Source organism: Haloarcula sp. CBA1115, assembly GCF_000827835.1.
Lineage (GTDB): Archaea > Halobacteriota > Halobacteria > Halobacteriales > Haloarculaceae > Haloarcula > Haloarcula hispanica.
The window spans coordinates 16,241-33,361 of record NZ_CP010529.1; the positions used below are offsets into that span (position 1 = coordinate 16,241).

General features: G+C 57.1%; 16 protein-coding genes and 1 pseudogene. 13 read left to right on the forward strand and 4 right to left on the reverse strand.

Translation table 11 applies throughout. The features are described 5' to 3' along the window. The first annotated feature begins 164 nt into the window (after positions 1-164). From SG26_RS00070 to SG26_RS00100, 7 genes are all read left to right on the forward strand, one after another. The gene (locus SG26_RS00070) at positions 165-1,475 is read left to right on the forward strand and encodes an ABC transporter substrate-binding protein (protein ID WP_369804307.1); all 1,311 of its coding nucleotides are present in this window, start codon (positions 165-167) and stop codon (positions 1,473-1,475) included. A gap of 166 nt (positions 1,476-1,641) precedes the next feature. Further along, the gene (locus SG26_RS00075; protein WP_050036497.1) at positions 1,642-3,174 is read left to right on the forward strand and encodes an ABC transporter substrate-binding protein; all 1,533 of its coding nucleotides are present in this window, start codon (positions 1,642-1,644) and stop codon (positions 3,172-3,174) included. Next, positions 3,171-4,121 carry a nickel ABC transporter permease gene (nikB, locus tag SG26_RS00080; RefSeq protein ID WP_014030993.1) on the forward strand — a complete coding sequence of 317 codons (951 nt, stop codon included), beginning with the start codon at positions 3,171-3,173 and terminating at the stop codon, positions 4,119-4,121. Before SG26_RS00075 ends, nikB begins: the two co-directional genes overlap by 4 nt. After that, entirely contained in the window at positions 4,118-5,011 is an 894-nt protein-coding gene (gene nikC / locus SG26_RS00085; RefSeq protein WP_050036498.1) for a nickel transporter permease, read from the forward strand. Before nikB ends, nikC begins: the two co-directional genes overlap by 4 nt. Positions 5,012-5,013: 2 nt before the next feature. Further along, a complete protein-coding gene (locus SG26_RS00090; RefSeq protein ID WP_050036499.1) occupies positions 5,014-6,105 on the forward strand; it encodes an ABC transporter ATP-binding protein in 1,092 nt (363 codons plus the stop codon). Next, positions 6,092-7,165: an ABC transporter ATP-binding protein gene (locus tag SG26_RS20555; RefSeq protein WP_079980781.1), complete on the forward strand. Its 1,074-nt coding sequence runs from the start codon at positions 6,092-6,094 to the stop codon at positions 7,163-7,165. The genes SG26_RS00090 and SG26_RS20555 overlap by 14 nt, the downstream gene beginning before the upstream one ends. A gap of 284 nt (positions 7,166-7,449) precedes the next feature. Further along, positions 7,450-8,469, forward strand: a complete 1,020-nt coding sequence (locus SG26_RS00100; protein ID WP_050036501.1) for a hypothetical protein — start codon at positions 7,450-7,452, stop codon at positions 8,467-8,469. Here SG26_RS00100 and SG26_RS00105 read toward each other — a convergent pair whose 3' ends face one another. Both SG26_RS00105 and SG26_RS00110 read right to left on the reverse strand, forming a co-directional pair. Next, on the reverse strand, positions 8,470-8,961 hold the full coding sequence (locus tag SG26_RS00105) for a DUF3368 domain-containing protein (RefSeq protein WP_050036502.1): 492 nt from the start codon (positions 8,959-8,961) through the stop codon (positions 8,470-8,472). Beyond that, the gene (locus tag SG26_RS00110; RefSeq protein ID WP_050036503.1) at positions 8,951-9,196 is read right to left on the reverse strand and encodes a UPF0175 family protein; all 246 of its coding nucleotides are present in this window, start codon (positions 9,194-9,196) and stop codon (positions 8,951-8,953) included. Before SG26_RS00110 ends, SG26_RS00105 begins: the two co-directional genes overlap by 11 nt. A gap of 201 nt (positions 9,197-9,397) precedes the next feature. Here SG26_RS00110 and SG26_RS00115 point away from each other — a divergent pair, with 201 nt between their 5' ends. Then, positions 9,398-9,634, forward strand: a complete 237-nt coding sequence (locus tag SG26_RS00115) for a hypothetical protein (RefSeq protein ID WP_050036504.1) — start codon at positions 9,398-9,400, stop codon at positions 9,632-9,634. Positions 9,635-9,700: 66 nt separating this feature from the next. On the opposite strand, the gene SG26_RS22125 is transcribed toward SG26_RS00115, so the two are convergent. After that, positions 9,701-10,183, reverse strand: a complete 483-nt coding sequence (locus SG26_RS22125) for a hypothetical protein (protein WP_014030985.1) — start codon at positions 10,181-10,183, stop codon at positions 9,701-9,703. 55 nt (positions 10,184-10,238) lie between these two features. Here SG26_RS22125 and SG26_RS00125 point away from each other — a divergent pair. After that, positions 10,239-11,142 (forward strand): annotated as a pseudogene (locus tag SG26_RS00125) (HAD-IC family P-type ATPase); the annotation flags it as partial. Positions 11,143-11,209: 67 nt separating this feature from the next. Here the strand turns inward: SG26_RS00125 and SG26_RS00130 are convergent. Continuing rightward, positions 11,210-11,446, reverse strand: a complete 237-nt coding sequence (locus tag SG26_RS00130) for a helix-turn-helix transcriptional regulator (protein WP_023842948.1) — start codon at positions 11,444-11,446, stop codon at positions 11,210-11,212. A 3-nt stretch (positions 11,447-11,449) separates the two neighbouring features. Between SG26_RS00130 and SG26_RS00135 the strand changes: the two genes are divergently transcribed. The 4 genes from SG26_RS00135 (at position 11,450) to SG26_RS00150 (ending at position 16,948) form a co-directional block, all read left to right on the forward strand. Next, positions 11,450-11,971, forward strand: coding sequence for an Lrp/AsnC family transcriptional regulator (locus tag SG26_RS00135; RefSeq protein ID WP_023842947.1), 522 nt, complete (start codon positions 11,450-11,452; stop codon positions 11,969-11,971). 262 nt (positions 11,972-12,233) lie between these two features. Beyond that, entirely contained in the window at positions 12,234-13,052 is an 819-nt protein-coding gene (locus tag SG26_RS00140; RefSeq protein ID WP_050036505.1) for a TrmB family transcriptional regulator, read from the forward strand. Between the two features lie 916 nt (positions 13,053-13,968). Then, positions 13,969-15,435, forward strand: coding sequence for a HEAT repeat domain-containing protein (locus SG26_RS20990; RefSeq protein WP_050036506.1), 1,467 nt, complete (start codon positions 13,969-13,971; stop codon positions 15,433-15,435). Between the two features lie 583 nt (positions 15,436-16,018). Beyond that, entirely contained in the window at positions 16,019-16,948 is a 930-nt protein-coding gene (locus tag SG26_RS00150; RefSeq protein ID WP_014030980.1) for a CBS domain-containing protein, read from the forward strand. Positions 16,949-17,121: the final 173 nt, after the last annotated feature.

Consider the following 17,121-nt stretch of genomic DNA (forward strand, 5'->3'; position numbering starts at 1 on the left):
CTGCTGGCCTGGTTGCAGGCTGTAGTAGCTCAAAGGCTGATTCGAAGGACTCATTTACTGTTGCGTTGGCACGGGACCCAACGCGGCAAAAATGGGACCTCTACAACGGTATCACACCGTATTATACGCATGTGTTTGAACCGCTCGTTGACACTACAGCAGAGATGGAAACCGCGCCGCTGCTTGCCACAGAATGGGAGGCCGTCGACGAGACGACGTGGGAGTTTTCCCTACGCAATGGTGTCACATTCCACAACGGAGACCCGCTGACAGCCGACGAGGTTGTCCGCTCCTTTGACCGTGTTTTTGAGCAGTGGTCGTGGGTCCCGGGCTGGATTGGTGTCACGTCTGATGGCGTCACGGCAGTAGATGACACCACTGTTCGGTTCGAGACAACGGACCCCTTCCCCGCGTTTCCTGGCACAATCTCACACCAGTATTTCGGCATTCAACACCCTGATGAAAACGAGACGCCGACTGGGACAGGCCCGTTTGAGGTCGATGAAGTCACGGCAGGACAGTCAATCACGCTTACGCCGTTTGCTGATTATCGAGACGGGACAGCTACCCCCACAGAACTCACTTTTGAGTGGATCAAGGATCCCAACACGCGCGTGCTGTCTCTTGAAAAAGGTTCAGTCGATATCGCACAACAAATCCCGAAAAGCCGGGCTACGGCGCTTGTCGAGGCTTCGGAGACAGGGATCGACACCTATCTCACACCTGAGGCTGGGCTCGTCGCAGTCAATCTGTATCGGTCGCCGACCGATGACGAGCAACTTCGAAAGGCACTCAACTGGGCTGTCGACCAGTGCCAGATCGTCGAGAATGTTCTCAACGATATTGGCAAGCCAGCATATGGACCGATTTCGTCTACTATTCCATGGTCAATTCACGATGAACTCCCGACCTACGGGCCAGACCTAGATCGGGCACGGGACCTCGTTGAGGCGTCCAGATACGACGGCGAAACGCTATCGGTTCTGATCAATAGCAAAAATGCCGACGATAGAACGATCGCACAGACGCTTTCCGGTTGGTTCAAAGAGATAGGCGTCACAAGCGAGATTCGACAGGTCGATCCGGCATCGTTCAACGATAGGTTCACCGCGGGCGAAGCGAACCTGACGCTCGTCGGTTTCGGATCGAATAGCGCTGCCTGTGACTATCTTATTCGGGCAATGTTCCACTCCGAAGGCAGTGACAATCGGAAACGCTACAAGCAAGACGGCACCGGCATCTACAATCCTGGTCCAGAAGTCGACCGCCTCATCGAGCAGGGATATCGGGCAGAAAATCTGGAAGCGAAACGGGACTACTACGGTGAAGTCCAGCGGCGCGTGGTCGATACCGGGGCGGTCATCCCACTGTATTACAACGAGTCCGTCTTCGGCCGGCGGGCGGATGTCTCCGGTATCGACGGCCACCCGGTAGACAACATGATCGAATGGTCTGGTCTCACGCGGGAACAATGAGCAGGGATACCGTGAGTCTCGATGTCCTGCGTTTCAACTCAGGTGTGAACCGTGCTGTTCTGCTGGCCGTCGATGAACGTACCGTCTCTATCCGGTGGTTCAGAGCGACTAGGGCAGCTGGTCTGGACGAGAACTCGAATGTTGCAGACGAAGTGTGATATATAGTATGTATAAATTCACGCGACGACAGACATTGTTTGCAGCTGCAGCCGGTATTTCGGGCCTCAGTGGGTATTGGCTACAAAGCGGTGATAGCGTAGACGATGACACGTTCAGGGTTGGCTCACCCTGGACGCCGGATGCGATAGATCCCGTGGCAAACGGCTGGCTCTGGCGACGCCTCAATGTGCTTGAGCCACTGCTTACCGTCGATTACGACGCGACTGTGTCACCGGGCTTGGCCACTGACTGGCACATGGTCAACGACAGGACGTGGGAGTTCACACTCCGTGAAGGAGTCACATTCCACGACGGGACTGAGGTGACCGCAGAAACTGTGCTCCCATCGCTCACACGAGCATTCGAATCAAGTTCGATGGCTGCAGTCCCGGTCGAATCAGTCGAAGCCGCTGCTGACCGGACGATTATAATTCAAACTGCAGTTCCGTTTTCACCGCTGCCAGCACACTGTACCCGTGGGATTACCTGCCCTGTTTCACCGTCTGCAATCGCCAACGATGGGTCAATCACTGAGCCGATCGGTACTGGTCCGTTTCAATTCGAAGACTGGGAGCCAGGCTCGACAATCACAACGACCGCTACCCCGGACTACCACGGGTCGACCGCACACATCGAGACACTAATCTACGAAGGGATCACTGACGACCAGACTCGGCGGCTAAAGCTCGAAAACGGGGAACTGGATATGGCACGTATTCTTCCGAACAAGGCAGCGGATACACTTGCATCCAGTCCCGATCTCACTGCTCACACGTACAAGATTCCGCGAGCCCGATACCTTGTGTTCGACCTCGACTCTGCACCGTTTGCGGACAGAGACGTCCGTAGAGCGGTGATGTATGCTATCGACCGGGACCACATCGTTGATTCGTTGCTGAATGGGCTGGGATCGAAAGCGGTCGGTCCGTTCCCAGCGGATGTAACGGAGTGGGCCGCAGAGCTCGAACCGTACGAATACTCACCTGATAAGGCACGGAGTCTGCTCGCTGAAGCAGGATGGGAACCGGATGGGGGCACCCGTACCCGTGACGGTGACACACTCTCGGTGTCGATCTGGACGTATAATACCCGTCCACTACTGCCCACGATTGCCGAAGTGATACAGACACAGCTTCAGGCGGTTGGCTTCGATGTCGATATTTCAGTCATGGAGTCCTCGACAATCAAAGAGCAAGCAACAAACGGGGAGTTCGATACCGTTCTGTGGTCGAGTTCAGTGCTATGGTATCCCGACCCGGACCGACTGTCTGACCTCGTTCATTCGGAGACGGAGACGATGTTCAGTGGCTACGAGAACGAAGCGGTCGATCAGCACCTCGAAGCAGCTAGGCGGACAGCCGACCATGACGAGCGGTTCGAGCGATACGCAGCGGTCCAGCGGCGTATGCAACGTGACCTCCCGCTCGGCTGGCTCACCTACTACGCAAACGTCATCGGGACTCGTGCCGACGTCGGGGGATACCAGCCCCATCCCATCGAATCCTGTTATCATCTGGAGGAGGTCACACAGCAGCGATGATCGGGGCGGAACTCTGCAAACGACTGCTGACGATGGCAATCGTTCTGCTGGGCGTGTCGCTGCTCACGTACGGGCTGGTCTTCGTCACACCGGGGGATCCGGCGCGAACGATTCTGACCCAACAGATGGGTGGACAGGCCCCATCTCAGGATGCAGTCGATCAGTTTCGAGCTGAAAATGGGCTTGACGACCCATTCATAGTCCAGTATGCCCGCTGGATGGGGAACGCACTGCAAGGCGACCTCGGTCAATCGTACTACAGCGACCGGTCTGTCTCTGATATGATTGTCCAACGGTTGCCGAATACAATCGCACTCGCTGTTGCATCGATGCTCGTCGCGCTTGTAATAGCTCTCCCAGCCGGAATTGCCAGCGCGAGTAATCCGGGGAGCCGGACTGACTACGCCGCACAGATCGGCTCGCTAATAGGGGTCTCAATGCCGAACTTCTGGCTTGGCTACCTGCTTATTATCGTCTGTGCGCTCCGTCTCAACCTCTTTCCGGTGGCCGGCGCGGCTGGACCGAAACATCTGGTTCTCCCCTCACTGACGCTTGGCTCTGGAATGGCTGCGGTTATCGCGCGACTGGTTCGAACAGCGATGCTTGATGTTCTGGATGACGCGTACATTCAGGCCGCCAGATCGAAAGGGTTGCGCGAACGGATTATCGTCTATAAACACGCGCTCCGGAACGCGCTTGTGCCCGTCGTGACGATTATAGGTTTGCAGTTGAGTTACGTCCTTAACGGCGCAGTTGTTATCGAAGTAGTGTTTCAACGGCCGGGCTTGGGGACGTTACTCGTTGATGCAATCTTTGCTCGTGACTACCCGGTCGTACAGGGCGTAACACTGCTAATCGGCGTCATCTTTGTCTTGGTGAACTTTGCAGTCGACCTGACGTATAGCCGACTTGACCCACGAATCGACCTCGGAGGTGAGCACACATGAGCGACCGAACCGCCGATAGAAGAAAGCGACAGGAAGCCAACAAGCAACAGAGGGGAACTGACGGACTCGCAACGGACCGCCTCGGACAATTCGGAATCGGAGTTGTGCTCACGTTGCTTGTCCTTGCGGCACTTGGACCAGTTGTTTCGCCCTACGATCCAGTCGAACAGGACCTTTCGAACAGGCTTGAATCTCCGTCACTGTCTCATCCGTTCGGGACCGACCAGCTGGGTAGAGACGTACTGACAAGACTCCTTCATGGTGCGCGATTCTCGCTCGGTATCGCCGTCGCTGTAACCACTGTACGACTTATTATGGGGACGGCAGTCGGCCTCCTCGCCGGCTACGCCGGTGGCTGGATTGATGAGACGCTGATGCGACTTGTCGATACACTGCTTGCGTTCCCTGGAATCGTCCTCGCACTTGTCATCGCCGGGATTCTGGGGCCGAGTCTGGTGAACGTGATGCTTGCACTGGCGGTCGTTGGTTGGGCATCGTACGCACGGTTAGTTCGGAGTAGCGTACTCTCGCTTCGAGAGCGTGAGTTTGTAAGCGCCGCACGATTGCTCGGCCGGTCACGAACGCACATCGCAACTCGCCACCTACTCCCGAACGTCGTTGCACCAGTTGTCGTTCTGGCAACGCTTGACATCGGCAGCGTCATTCTCGGCACAGCGGGACTTTCATTCCTTGGGCTGGGCGCACAGCCACCCACACCTGAATGGGGGACAATGCTTGCATCCGGACGCAGCTATCTCAGACAGGCGTGGTGGCTTGTCAACGCTCCGGGCCTCTGTATCATGCTCACCGTGCTCGGCTTCAATCTTCTCGGAGACAGCCTTCGAGATATGCTTTCACCTACGCAGACAGCCCAGATGGAGGAACTGTAGCAATGAGTGAACCACTGCTTCGCGTCGAGAACTTACAGACTCGTTTCGACACTGATCACGGGACTGTCGACGCGGTCAACGGGGTGTCGTTCACCGTCGACCGGGGCGAAATTGTCGGTATACTCGGCGAAAGTGGGAGCGGCAAGTCCGTTACTGCCAGATCAATTTGCCGACTTGAAGACCCGGGAAACATCGTTGGCGGATCCATTACCTTTGCTGAAAGAGAGCTAACAACTGCCACTGAAGCGACACTGCGTCGACTACGTGGAAATAAGCTCTCGATGGTCTTTCAGGACCCGACGGAAAGCTTGAACCCTGTGTTTTCGGTCGGCGAGCAGATCGCAGAATCGGTTCGGATACACGAATCGAGCGGGACACAACGTCTGCTAGATTTCCTCGGTGTGCCACCGTTCCGAGATCGGTCAGCGTGGGAGAACGCACGGGAGCGCGCTATCGAGTTGCTGGACCAAGTAGGCATCCCGAACCCGGAAGCAAATGTGTCGTCATTTCCACACGAGTTTTCTGGTGGTCTCCGGCAACGAGCAGTCCTCGCCATTGCACTGGCAAGTGAACCCGCGTTGCTGGTTGCCGACGAGCCAACAACAGCACTTGACACGACCACACAGGCAGATATTCTCAGTCGATTGCGCTCGCTACGTGACGAACAGAACATCGGCATACTGCTTATCTCCCATGATATCGGTGTGATTGCACAGACATGTGACCGTGTCGTGGTACTCTATGACGGACAGGTAATGGAGGCCGGTCCCGTTGAGCGAATACTGACCGCACCGGAACATCCGTACACGAGAGCACTCCTTTCGTGTTCGGTCCGAAACAGCGACGCTGACAAGCAAGTCCAGTCCGCCATGGCACGTCCACGAGACCCCAGCAGCAGCCACGAGGGCTGTCCGTTTGCCGACCGCTGCCAGTATGTGACCGAAACGTGTCGCTCGGGGCCGATTCCGACGACTGAGGCCGCGTCGGACCACCGACTCGCCTGCGTCGAAGCACCGTTCTCTGAAGCCAAGTTCGTGTCCGAACAGCAGGAGATTCCGGCAGCTAACGGAGGACAACAGAATGACACAGCGTAACCAAACTCCAGATGATGTGCAGTCTGGTACTCCTGTGGTCGAAGTACAAAACGTCTCGAAAGCGTTCTCATCGACACGATCCGTCCTCGGTCGGTTGCGTAGCAGCGACTCACCGGCGAAAGCGGTCTGTGATGTATCCTTAGCCGTCCAACGTGGCGAAACGCTGGGACTTGTTGGTGAGAGTGGCTGCGGGAAATCAACACTCGCGAAATTCATCACCGGGCAGCTCACCCCGGACGATGGGCAAGTTCGTCTCGATGGAACGCGCGTCGGTGACCTCTCAGAGCGTTCCACCGCGCAACGGCGGCGAGTTGGCGTCGTGTTTCAACACGCCCGGGGAAGCTTTGACCCCCGGTGGCCCATCGGTCGGTCAATTGCTGAAGCCAGTAGCGACGCCACCTCGGCTTCCCTACATGACACCGGCCCAGACGAGGTCGCTGAGCTGTTGTGCAGTGTTGATCTTGCGCCAGAAATCGCTGACCGGTATCCCCGGGAACTCTCCGGCGGCCAAATACAGCGCGTCGCTCTCGCCCGAGCTATTGCACACGACCCCGATATAATCGTACTCGATGAACCAGTCTCCGGACTCGACATGGCCACACAGGCGAGAGTTCTTTCGCTTCTCGCAGACATACAACAGCAGTTCGGTGTCGGCTACGTGTTTATTTCCCATGACCTCAATGTCGTCAGGTTCCTCGCTGATAGGGTCGCAGTAATGTATGCTGGCGAGCTCGTCGAAGTCGGGCAAGCAGGCGACCTGTTCCAGTCCCCGAACCATCCCTATACTGAAGCGTTAATCCGTTCGATCCCGAGTGATGACCCACGAGATCCCACGCCAGTGCCGCTTCAGGGTGCTCCTCCTGACCCAGCAGATAGACCGGAAGGCTGCCCATTCCATCCACGTTGTCCGGCCGTGACACAATCCTGTCAGGAACACCATCCATCACTCGAAGAGGTTCGAGAGACACACGTTCGGTGTCTTCATGCTCCGGAAGCGACAGGCGAAACAGACATAAATGAGTCCCATACTGAAGATGGCTCTGAAATGAGTAGATTCTGAGCCCATGAAAACCGATTATTCTACTCAAAGTCAACGTTTTTGTGGGTGCTTTCACCAGTCATCACTGACTTCACTCTCGTCACAGAAGATGTCCTCATCAAGATAATCAACGAGTTACCGGGCAGGTCATGCTCACAACCTCTTCCGTGTCGTCTGTATAAATATTGCCGCCGATCAGCGTGATGACGCCACACAGTGACGGACAGCACAGGGACGGATAGCCAACTCGTCCAGTTTCGCTCTCTGTCGGTTTGTGCTTCCCTCGGGGCCGGGGTTTAAATGCGATGACGACCGCAACCAAGCGTGTGACTGACCGGAATCCTGAGTACGACCCCGCGGATATCCCCGGTGCCGCGAGTTCCGATCCTGAAACGAGGGGGAACGGACGGGAACGAGTCCTCGACTCCACTGGATATCCCGACCGTACAGAGGATGATGCTCGCACCTGTCGGACCTGTGGACAGGCCATTCCACGGGATGAACGCCAGTGTCCGTTCTGTGCTCAAACCGGCATCTCAGAGACTTCGTTCGACGATCAGGATAGCAGCCCACTTGGGGAGTGGACGTTCGGGCGGGTAGTACTCGCGCTCGTCGAAGCGAACACTGACTTCCATGCACGAGCGCTCGGCGCTGCGGCCTTCTCCGTGTCTGATAGTATCGCGAGCGGTGAGGACGTCTCTCATGGAACCGTGAAGTGTCGAGCAGCCTTCGGAACTGAGCCAGCCGCCACTCTCACGAAAGGCTGGCCCGACCTGCCGACCGAAACCACGATCGGCGAGGAATCCGGACAGGCGCTCTTGGAGACAGCCGACGAACAGACCAACTGGGACGGGGATGGGGGCGACGTCCAGCCACGGATCTATCTCGAGGACGGGTCGCCAGTCACCGACCGCTCGGAGTTCCAGCAGCTCACGGATGAGTTCCGGGAGGACGACGGCACGTACTGGCTTGTGCCCGGCGTTGTGAAGCGCCATCAGGCAAGAGCCGAACCGGAGATAGTCGGAATCGGGTTCTACTGTCGCCAGTGTGGCGCCGTGACGGGACACGAATCGTACGGACTCGATGGCTTCGAGTGCCACCCACACCTTGACCGCATGATCTGGACCTGCAGGGAGTGTGGGCAGCACCGACACGAACCCGACCAAGAGGATGACACGGAGGACGTCACGGACTACGAGCATCTTCCCGACGGCGTCTCTCCCGAAGACATCCACGGCGACGAGCCAGACTTCCAGGAGCAGGAATTTCAGGACCAGATCAGTGCCTATCGCAAGCGGATTGGCTCCTTTCCGTGGGAGCGGTAACTATTCCGTTGCTTCAGAAAGAATTTTTGAGTACAGCTCATCAGAGATCCAGAAGCCAGCGTCACGAAGGGCGTCAAGTTCGTGTTTTAATTCAATGTCTCCAGCATTGGCTCCGCGGAGTAGTATCCCGATGACTCCCGTTACCGTCAGGCTGTGTCTCCGAGCGACCTGTCGACCGTCTTTTTCATCCAAAAGGATGAGGTCAGCATCGTGCTCGATGGCATGACAAATAGCAGCTGTTTCCCCGAGATCCAGCTCGTGGAAGATTTCAGTGAAGAGGTGCGACTGTTCGACCTCGGTGATCGTCAGGAACTCATCGTCACGCAACGAGCGAAGCGCGTCTACACCTGCCTCTCCATCAGTGAGTTCGTCCCACACCTGACGCGGAATGGTGATGCTCGAAAACTGCGATTTGAGAAGGGTGAGTTGGTCGATAAGTGCAAGATTCAGCAGCGGTGACGTGTCCGAGACTACAAGCTCGTTATTCGGCATAGTCGAGGTCTTCGGCAAGTTCAGTGTCGGTGTAATGGCGTGGGATTTCGCGGTCTCCGAGTAATGTCTGGAACTCTCGGTGAGACAGTTCTGCCAATGCACGCGCTTTCCCGAACGAAAGGACATCACGCGCGTAAAGCGAGACAGCCAATTCTTGTTTCATTGCCTGCGGCCGCTCTCCCTCAGGAATCTGGAGCGCCTCATACACCTCTTCATCAATTTCGATAGTAGCCATACTCGTCTGTTGGATAACCCGATTATTGAGTGTTTGGCTGCGCTATCCGAATGTGACGTCGTGTAGTCTCACCTGTGTGGTCGAAAACCTCTGTTTTCGTAGATGGGAGTGCAATTTGGTACGATACGATTCGTGTTCGACGTGCATGACCGACCGGTGAACGGCTGAGGTTTTGTGTCTCCCCCGAAGCCGGAGGAGATCATGAGTACCACAGCACCTTCCTTCGAGGAGTATGACTTCGACCGCGGTGACCACGTCAGAACTGACTGGACCGACGGAGACGGCCCACTCGATGCAGTCGTCGGAACCGGTGCAGAAATTTCGTGTTCCGGCGGCAACGTGATCGTCTCTGTCGAGGCTGCCGACGACCAGTATCCCGAGCGCTCGATCTACGGCGGCACACACGATTGCGCTCCCGAGTGGGTCGAATTGCTGTGAGTGACTCCCCCCTCTCGTGAGAGCAATAGCTCCGCTCGCTCGTTGAGAGTGGGGCCTCCACCTCGATTACGGTGGATTACTCGCAGCATTCAGCGGGTCGTAGGAGTCTGCATGATAGGCAACACGCCAGAGTTTGAGAACAGCACGAGTGACGAGTGCTTCGACAGACTGCTTGATGCAGGACTCTTCGATATCGTCTGGATCGGAAGTGGCGTCAGGGGGCGGATGATAGTATTCGAGACCTGGAACGGAGATGTAATCACCGCCATGTGGATGACTGTCCCAGCGGAAATTCACACCGTCAGTGTCCGTATAGTGAAATTTGTAGTCCGCTCGAGTCGTCCACTGAACATCAATTCGGGCGGAGTCAGCACTACGGCGGCCGTCACCGAGTGGGACTTCCAGAACCGTCGGGTTGAGATAGCCGTCTAGCGTTGGCGCTGCGAGCGGCTCTTCTCTCTCGATGATGTCACGAACCGTGAGGAGCGCTGATCGGTCGATCGATCCTCGTAAGGAGTGGAGTTTGTCTGTTCCGTTTCTCTCCACCATCTGCTAGGCGAGAATACTATCGTCAGTTGATCGTGAGTCCCCGTCGACAAACTGTTTGGCATTCGCAATCGAGAGTGATTCCGAACACATGATTGCACAAGCCATCCGCGAGGCAGTTGACGAGCGTGATCTTAGCGCACCTGACGCGACCGACTTCGAGGCGATCAAAGGCGAGGGGTTCGCGCGAGCGTCGAAGGAAACGAGGTGTACGTCGGCGGGCCGAACTTGTTGACCCAACTCGATAGCGATGTCTCCGATCACCTCCAGCGTTTCGCTGATGAGACCGGCGAGAACGCACAGACAGTGGTGTATCTCGTTCGCGAAGGAGAGTTGATCGCTGCCTTCGCGATGGCCGACGTGATCCGCGAGGAAAGCTACGCTGTCGTCGACGCACTCCACGATCTGGGCATCGAGGTGGCGATGCTGACCGGCGACTCCCAGGACGTCGCCGGAGCGGTCGCCGATGAACTGGGCATCGATACGGTGTTCGCAGAAGTCCTCCCCGAGGACAAGGACGAGAAAGTCCAAGAACTCCAAGACCAGGGCAAGCTTGTGGGGATGGTCGTCGACGGCGTCAACGACGCGTCGGCGCTGACGCGAGCGGACGTCGGCATTGCGATCGGGAGCGGTACCGACGTTGCGGTCCAGTCGGCCGACGTCATCCTCGTCCAGAACAACCCGATGGACGTGGTGCGACTCGTGAAGCTAAGCAAGGCGAGCTACCGGAAGATGCAGGAGAGCATCGTCTGGGCGGCCGGCTACAACGTCTTCGCTATTCCGCTTGCAGCAGGCGTATTGGCACCGTCGGAACTCTGCTGTCCCCCGCTGTAGGTGCGCTTCTGCTGTCTTTGAGTACAGTAATCGTCGCGATCAACGCACAGCTACTCCGCCGCGTGGACCTGTCCATTCCCGAGCTTCCAAGCGGGACACCAGCTACGGAGGCACAGCCCGCGGACTGAGGCCCTTTTGGCTACTACAGGAGGGATTCCTTCGGGATGACCATCGCTTCCGACAGACCGGTGGGTGCTACGCAGGAACCGATTCTTTGCTCTCCAAATACTGGCTTTCCCACTCCTGTCGTGCCTCTATTTCACGCTTACCACGCTGTGTGACTGTGTATACGCTCGTCCGCTTGTCGAGTTCACCCTTCTCGAGCAGTCCTTTGTTGACGAGATCGTCGTGATTCGGATAGAGACGGCCGTGGTTGCTCTCTTGCTCGTGATGGGCCCATGCGGACTTTTCAGTCGCCCCGTCCAAGGACATCGCATGGACGACTCCCCACTCGACGACGTGGACCGGAGCATCTTGCACCAACTTCAGCTCAATGCCCGCCAGACCGATACGGAGATCGGTGAGAGGGTGGATGTGACCTCCACGACGGTCCGAAATCGCCTCGACAAGCTCGAAGGGAAGGGCGTAATCCGGGGCTACCACCCCGAGATCAACTACGAGGAAGCGGGCTACCCCCTCCACGTCATGTTCGTCTGTACAGTCAATCCGAATAAGCTTGACTCGTTGGCCGATCAGATCCTCGATATTCGCGGTGTGGTAACCACCCGCGAGTTGCTTGGGGGCGAACGGAATGTCCACGTCGAGGTCGTCGCCGGCACGGTTAGGGAAATCGAAGAGATCCGCAACGAACTGGCGGACGTGGGCATGACAATCACCAGCTCCGAGATCATCTCCGAGACACAAGTCCAGTCATGGGACCACTTCTATCCACAGTCGGGGCCCGGCGCGCGGCAGGATGACGGCACCGACGACGGGTCGGTCACCGATCAAGGATAACCGGGAGACCGATTGAAATTTTCAAATATCTCCGCGTCTACCGGCACTGAAATCACATTCTAATTTCAAAATATCCACCGATAGCCAGTTTGAGTTGGAATTTCCAAATATGACAACTGTGTGGGTAACCGACTTTATTCGTGTCGGCGTCCTTACTACGGTATGTCCGAATCGACCGAAACGGTGACCAATTCCGTCACTATATTGACAGGTTCTGTCGTTGGTACCTCTCTCAGTCAGTCAAACTTGACAGGACCACCTAATGACAGCTGAACAACTCAAAGCCGAGACGGTAACTCTGCTCCAGGACCTCGGGCTGAAGGAGTACGAGGCGCGGAGTTTCTTGACATTGACCCAACTCTCGACGGGGACGGCCAAGCAAATCAGTGAGGCTTCGGAGGTTCCGCGGACCCGGGTGTACGACGCTGTCCGAGTGCTGGAGTCAAAGGGGCTGGTCGAAGTGCAGCACTCCAGCCCTCAACAGTTTCGCGCGGTCAGCATCGAAGAGGCGACCGCGATCCTGCGTCAACAGTACGACACGCGGATCGACAGCCTCCAGTCACACCTCGAAGCGCTCGACCCCCAGCCGGAGGGCGAGAACAACGACCGAATGCAGGAGGTATGGGCGCTGTCCGGCCACGATGGCATCGAGTCCCGGACACACACGCTGCTTGAGGACGCCAACTCGGAGATCGTCCTGCTGGTCGTCGAGGAGGAACTTCTGACGGAGGCGCTGTACGACCGACTCCACGATGCAGTCGACCGCGGCGTCGACGTGATCATCGGTGGCCAGACGGACGCAATCATTGCCAAACTCGGTACCGAGCTGCCATCCGTGAAGGTGTTCGAAACCGAATTGGACTGGCTCCTGGGTCCCACGAGTAACGACGAGATTGCCATCAGCCGCCTGCTGTTGGTCGACCGCACGACGTTGCTGGTCAGTTCCTTCTACCCGGACGCCGACCCCGACGAATCACACGAACAGGCGGTCTTCGCCAACGGCCTGGAGAACGGTATCGTCGTCCTCCTTCGCCGGATAATCTCCTCGGGTCGGCTCCCCGTGGTGAACCCGGTGAGGTAGCCAGTCAGCGCTGCTCTGGCCAGACTGCGCGAACAGAGTGAGTATTACAGACACTGTACTGAGGGATTGCATTGTCAACGCCTTGGAAAAATCACATACTGTACTCGCATCCTGTATTCAACACGGCCGGTGAAACCTATCACCGGCAGAGACTTTCAAAAGTCCGTTGCTGAGTAGAAATCATTCCTTCTGAATCCCCGTCGAGCAATTTCTGAAACTACAGCATTATCACGGGATTTCTCGGGATGCCTTCTACGCGCTCAAATCGGTACGACACGGCTCATCTGCTATTTGAGGGTGTCATTTCGGCTTGCAGATCGCGGTTTTCGTCCAAAGAGAGAGGCGATATGCTGTGTGCGAAGGCCGCCGGTTCTCTTCGGCTGAGGGGATGTCACAGGGAGAGTGGACTCGCGAACCGATCAGTTTTAGTGTATGAGATGGACGGGTGCGTTTCGGTGTGTCTGTTTCCCCCGCGAGATGGTGGCGGGGCGCATCACATGCCCCCGATTGACAATGGCTTCGGAACAACGCAGCGAAACACGAGCAGCGCATCAAGCGGACAGAACTCCTGACGGTGAGCCGACGATCTCGACCGATCGACCGGGATCACACGCCGGTCGTCACCCTCGTGGAGTGTACTCTCGGCGAGCTCACGCACGAGGCCGTGGGCGCCGTCAACTCGCACAAGACCGAGATAATCACCGAGTACAGACAGTCGCCTTCTTCTCGAATGTCCCGAACCGCTCGTCCTCGTAGGTTTCGGGGTTTTAGGCGTGTGCGGCTTCGACCGACTCGTCATCCATTTCGTTTTGGTACGGTAGCTGTGAATATAATCACACTGGTCGTAGGTGGTATCGGGTCGTCGTGTGGAATCCAGAGATCTATTACCGTGAGTGGCCTGTTTCAATCAAGAAGCATGGGGAACGATTTTCGCGAGACCACTGGAACGACGGAGAGAGTGACGGAATTGGTCGCCGCTTTCGAGGACGGGCGGGCGGGCGATGCCGAATTCGAGGCGTTGCGGGAGTTGCTCGCGACCGAAGACGCCAGGGACCGAGACGTCGCCATGTCTGGCATTCGTTCGGTCGGCATCGTCGACGAGGAACGAACCGAGGCGGCCGTCGACGTGTTGCTGGGGCACTGTTTCGACCAGCCCAGGCGAGTCCGCGAACCCGCCGCCGAGAACCTCTCGGACGTCGGTCGCGAGCAGAACCCGGCAGTGCTCCGCCCCGCCGTCGACACCCTTCGGGAGCGGCTCCACGACGCCCACGAGTCGACCCGGAGAGAGGCACTGTTCGCCCTCAGGGAACTGTGCAAGCACCACGCCGAACTGTTCGTGCCGCTCGTCGACGATCTCCGGGTCCGTCTCGACGACGGCGAGGCGTGGGTCCGGGAACACACACTGGCCGTTCTGGGGGAGATCGCCGCAGAGCGACCCGAAGCTATCACCCCGCCGTTCGACGATTTCGAGGCGTGCCTGGACGACGACGTCCCGAAAGTACGGTCCAAAGCGGTCCTGCGGCTCGGCTCTCTCGCGGAAACGCATCCGGATGCGGACCGTCCTTCCATCGATGACTTCCGGGCGTGTCTGGGCGACGACAGCTGGACGGTCCGTTCCAGCGCGGCCAGTGCGCTCGCTTCGCTCGCGGAGACGCGCCCGGATGCGGTTCGACCCGTCATCGACGGCATCCTCGCATTGCTGTCGCCACCCGCTGCGTTCGTCGGACCCGGTCCCAGGGGTGAACAGACATCCATCACACTGGCGCTCGGGCGGCTGGGTGTGACCTTCCCACGCGAGGCACCCCGTATCGCCTCGACACTCCAGAGCATCTTCGACGAAGAAGGTGCTGGAAACACCACGTTCGAACCCATATACGAATCGATCACCCGTGAGCTAGAGACGATTGCACAAGCCCACCCGGAGGCGGTCGTGCCCGCCATCGATGACCTTACCGCCAGCCTCGACGCGTCGAGGATCGAACGCCGTCGTTCTGCGGCCAGGGCACTCACGGCGGTCGGACGGACCCACCCCGACGAGGTTCGCCCCGCCGTCGAGAACTTAGAGGCCCGTCTCGAAGACGAGGATCCGTGGGTGCGTATGGAGGCGACCGAGGCACTGCTGGCGCTGGACGTGGTGGACTCCGAAACGGAATCGGCGGCTGAGGAGATCTGCGCGCTCTTTCTCGCCGCCGCGGACTCCCAGGAGGCGATCGACCGGTTCGTCGCCGCAGAGCCTACCGTGGGGGCGCTGGTGGTCACCGAACTACGATCCCGTGTCGGCGACATGGATTCGGTCGACGAGAAGCCCTCCGTGGCAGCGGCATTCCGGACGATCAGTACCATCGACGACGCCTATCGCTATCTGAGTCCTATCTCGATCTGAGCTTCGGTCTTCGTCACTGCACTGGCTCACTCGGATATCGCATTGCGGGCTGCCGTCTCATGGATGTCGTCCACTTTCCAAGACTTAATCCTCTATTCAGTCAGATTGGTATCTTTATCTTGTATTTGCAACCCTTTAGTTCATAAAATTGATTTTGTATTTCCAAACTCGGGTTTTTATTGTTAATATCTCTCGTTTTCACTCTAACTTATGCACTCTAGTTCCATTACCGATGATGTCGATAAGGCACATTATAACCTCCCAAAGGTCGTCACCACGGGCGACAGATTGGTGCCCTCGTTGGTTTCGAGAGGAACAAATTGAAGCTCTTGGATACCAGAATCCAGCACGAAGAATAACACTGATCAATTAAATCTTTAAACAAAGCACCAGTATTCAATCTGAAGGGCGTTATTTTGTATATAATACATGCGTAATTATAACTATTTGATCTCGGTTAGATACACCTTTTATTCCATCTCTTTACTTTTCTATTCCTTTTAGTAATAACATACGTACAGCTGTTATCGGTTGGTATCTCTTCGTCAGATAACCTCTTGTCACGTCGAACCGACGTGCAACCATGGCGTTCCCAATTCGCGTCAACGACGTGATGAGCAGTCCGGTCGAGACGGCGTCGCCTGAAACAACTGCCAGTACTGCCGCCGGCCGGTGTCACGCGGGCTCAATCGGGTCACTAGTCGTCGTCGAGGACGGAGAGGTCCTCGGCATCGTCACCAGCGACGACTTCGTGCGACTCCTCAGCGAGGAGTCGAGCCCGGAAGAGCGCTCGCTTTCGGAGTTTATGTCAACCCACGTTGTTTCGGTCGATGCGAGCGCCACCCTCGGCGCCGCGGTCGAAACAATGTTTGAGCATGATATCGCCCGGTTGGTCGTCTTCGATGGAGACGAGCTAGTTGGGCTGGTCAGCACTGACGATATCGTCCGTCACGTCCCGCAAATCCTCCAGCGGCGGGAAATCGAAGGCCACGAACAACAGACTGCCAACTACTACCGACATCAGGAGACTGCTTACGAAAAAAACGACTGGGACGTTGAGGGTACGGGACTCGACGACCACCACGTCAACGTCGGTGACAGAGTCGAGTTTTCGAAGACGATCAGCGAACAAGACGTGAGGACCTTCGCTGCCGCCAGTGGCGACACAAACCGGCTTCATCTCGACGAGGAGTACGCCAGCCAGACGCGGTTCGGCCGGCGAATCGTCCACGGGACGCTTGTCGGTGGATTGATCAGTGCTGCGTTGGCTCGTTTCCCCGGTGTAACTATATACATCTCACAGGACCTCTCGTTCCTAAAACCGGCCGACATCGATGTTCGCCTTACCGCAGTCTGTGAGGTTGTCGAGGACCTCGGCAGGAACAAATACCAGCTCACGACGGACGTGCTCAACGAGGACGGCGAACCGATAATTGAGGGCCAGGCCGCCGTCCTGATCGACGAGACGCCGGAGACAGGTCAGGTCACCGTCGAGGCCCTCGCCAGCGGGTGACCGAGCAGTTATAGTAACAATTAAACGATTTACACACTGATCGCACTGCTGCCATGCGATCAAGTGTGCATTGATTTCCAATGGCTACTATAGCAGACGCCTCCATCTGTTGTCTATCGGGAAACTATGAGACAGCACACGGAATTATGTCACTCGATATCATACTCTGATAT

Coding starts and splice junctions, on each gene's coding strand:
- SG26_RS00135 (WP_023842947.1), top strand. CDS start 11,450: ATGGACGACTCCCCACTCGACGACGTGGACCGGAGCATCTTGCACCAA.
- SG26_RS00070 (WP_369804307.1), top strand. CDS start 165: ATGGAAACCGCGCCGCTGCTTGCCACAGAATGGGAGGCCGTCGACGAG.
- nikB (WP_014030993.1), top strand. CDS start 3,171: ATGATCGGGGCGGAACTCTGCAAACGACTGCTGACGATGGCAATCGTT.
- SG26_RS00105 (WP_050036502.1), bottom strand. CDS start 8,961: ATGCCGAATAACGAGCTTGTAGTCTCGGACACGTCACCGCTGCTGAAT.
- SG26_RS00150 (WP_014030980.1), top strand. CDS start 16,019: ATGGCGTTCCCAATTCGCGTCAACGACGTGATGAGCAGTCCGGTCGAG.
- SG26_RS20555 (WP_079980781.1), top strand. CDS start 6,092: ATGACACAGCGTAACCAAACTCCAGATGATGTGCAGTCTGGTACTCCT.
- nikC (WP_050036498.1), top strand. CDS start 4,118: ATGAGCGACCGAACCGCCGATAGAAGAAAGCGACAGGAAGCCAACAAG.
- SG26_RS00115 (WP_050036504.1), top strand. CDS start 9,398: ATGAGTACCACAGCACCTTCCTTCGAGGAGTATGACTTCGACCGCGGT.
- SG26_RS00130 (WP_023842948.1), bottom strand. CDS start 11,446: ATGTCCTTGGACGGGGCGACTGAAAAGTCCGCATGGGCCCATCACGAG.
- SG26_RS00100 (WP_050036501.1), top strand. CDS start 7,450: ATGACGACCGCAACCAAGCGTGTGACTGACCGGAATCCTGAGTACGAC.
- SG26_RS22125 (WP_014030985.1), bottom strand. CDS start 10,183: ATGGTGGAGAGAAACGGAACAGACAAACTCCACTCCTTACGAGGATCG.
- SG26_RS00140 (WP_050036505.1), top strand. CDS start 12,234: ATGACAGCTGAACAACTCAAAGCCGAGACGGTAACTCTGCTCCAGGAC.
- SG26_RS00075 (WP_050036497.1), top strand. CDS start 1,642: ATGTATAAATTCACGCGACGACAGACATTGTTTGCAGCTGCAGCCGGT.
- SG26_RS00110 (WP_050036503.1), bottom strand. CDS start 9,196: ATGGCTACTATCGAAATTGATGAAGAGGTGTATGAGGCGCTCCAGATT.
- SG26_RS00090 (WP_050036499.1), top strand. CDS start 5,014: ATGAGTGAACCACTGCTTCGCGTCGAGAACTTACAGACTCGTTTCGAC.
- SG26_RS20990 (WP_050036506.1), top strand. CDS start 13,969: ATGGGGAACGATTTTCGCGAGACCACTGGAACGACGGAGAGAGTGACG.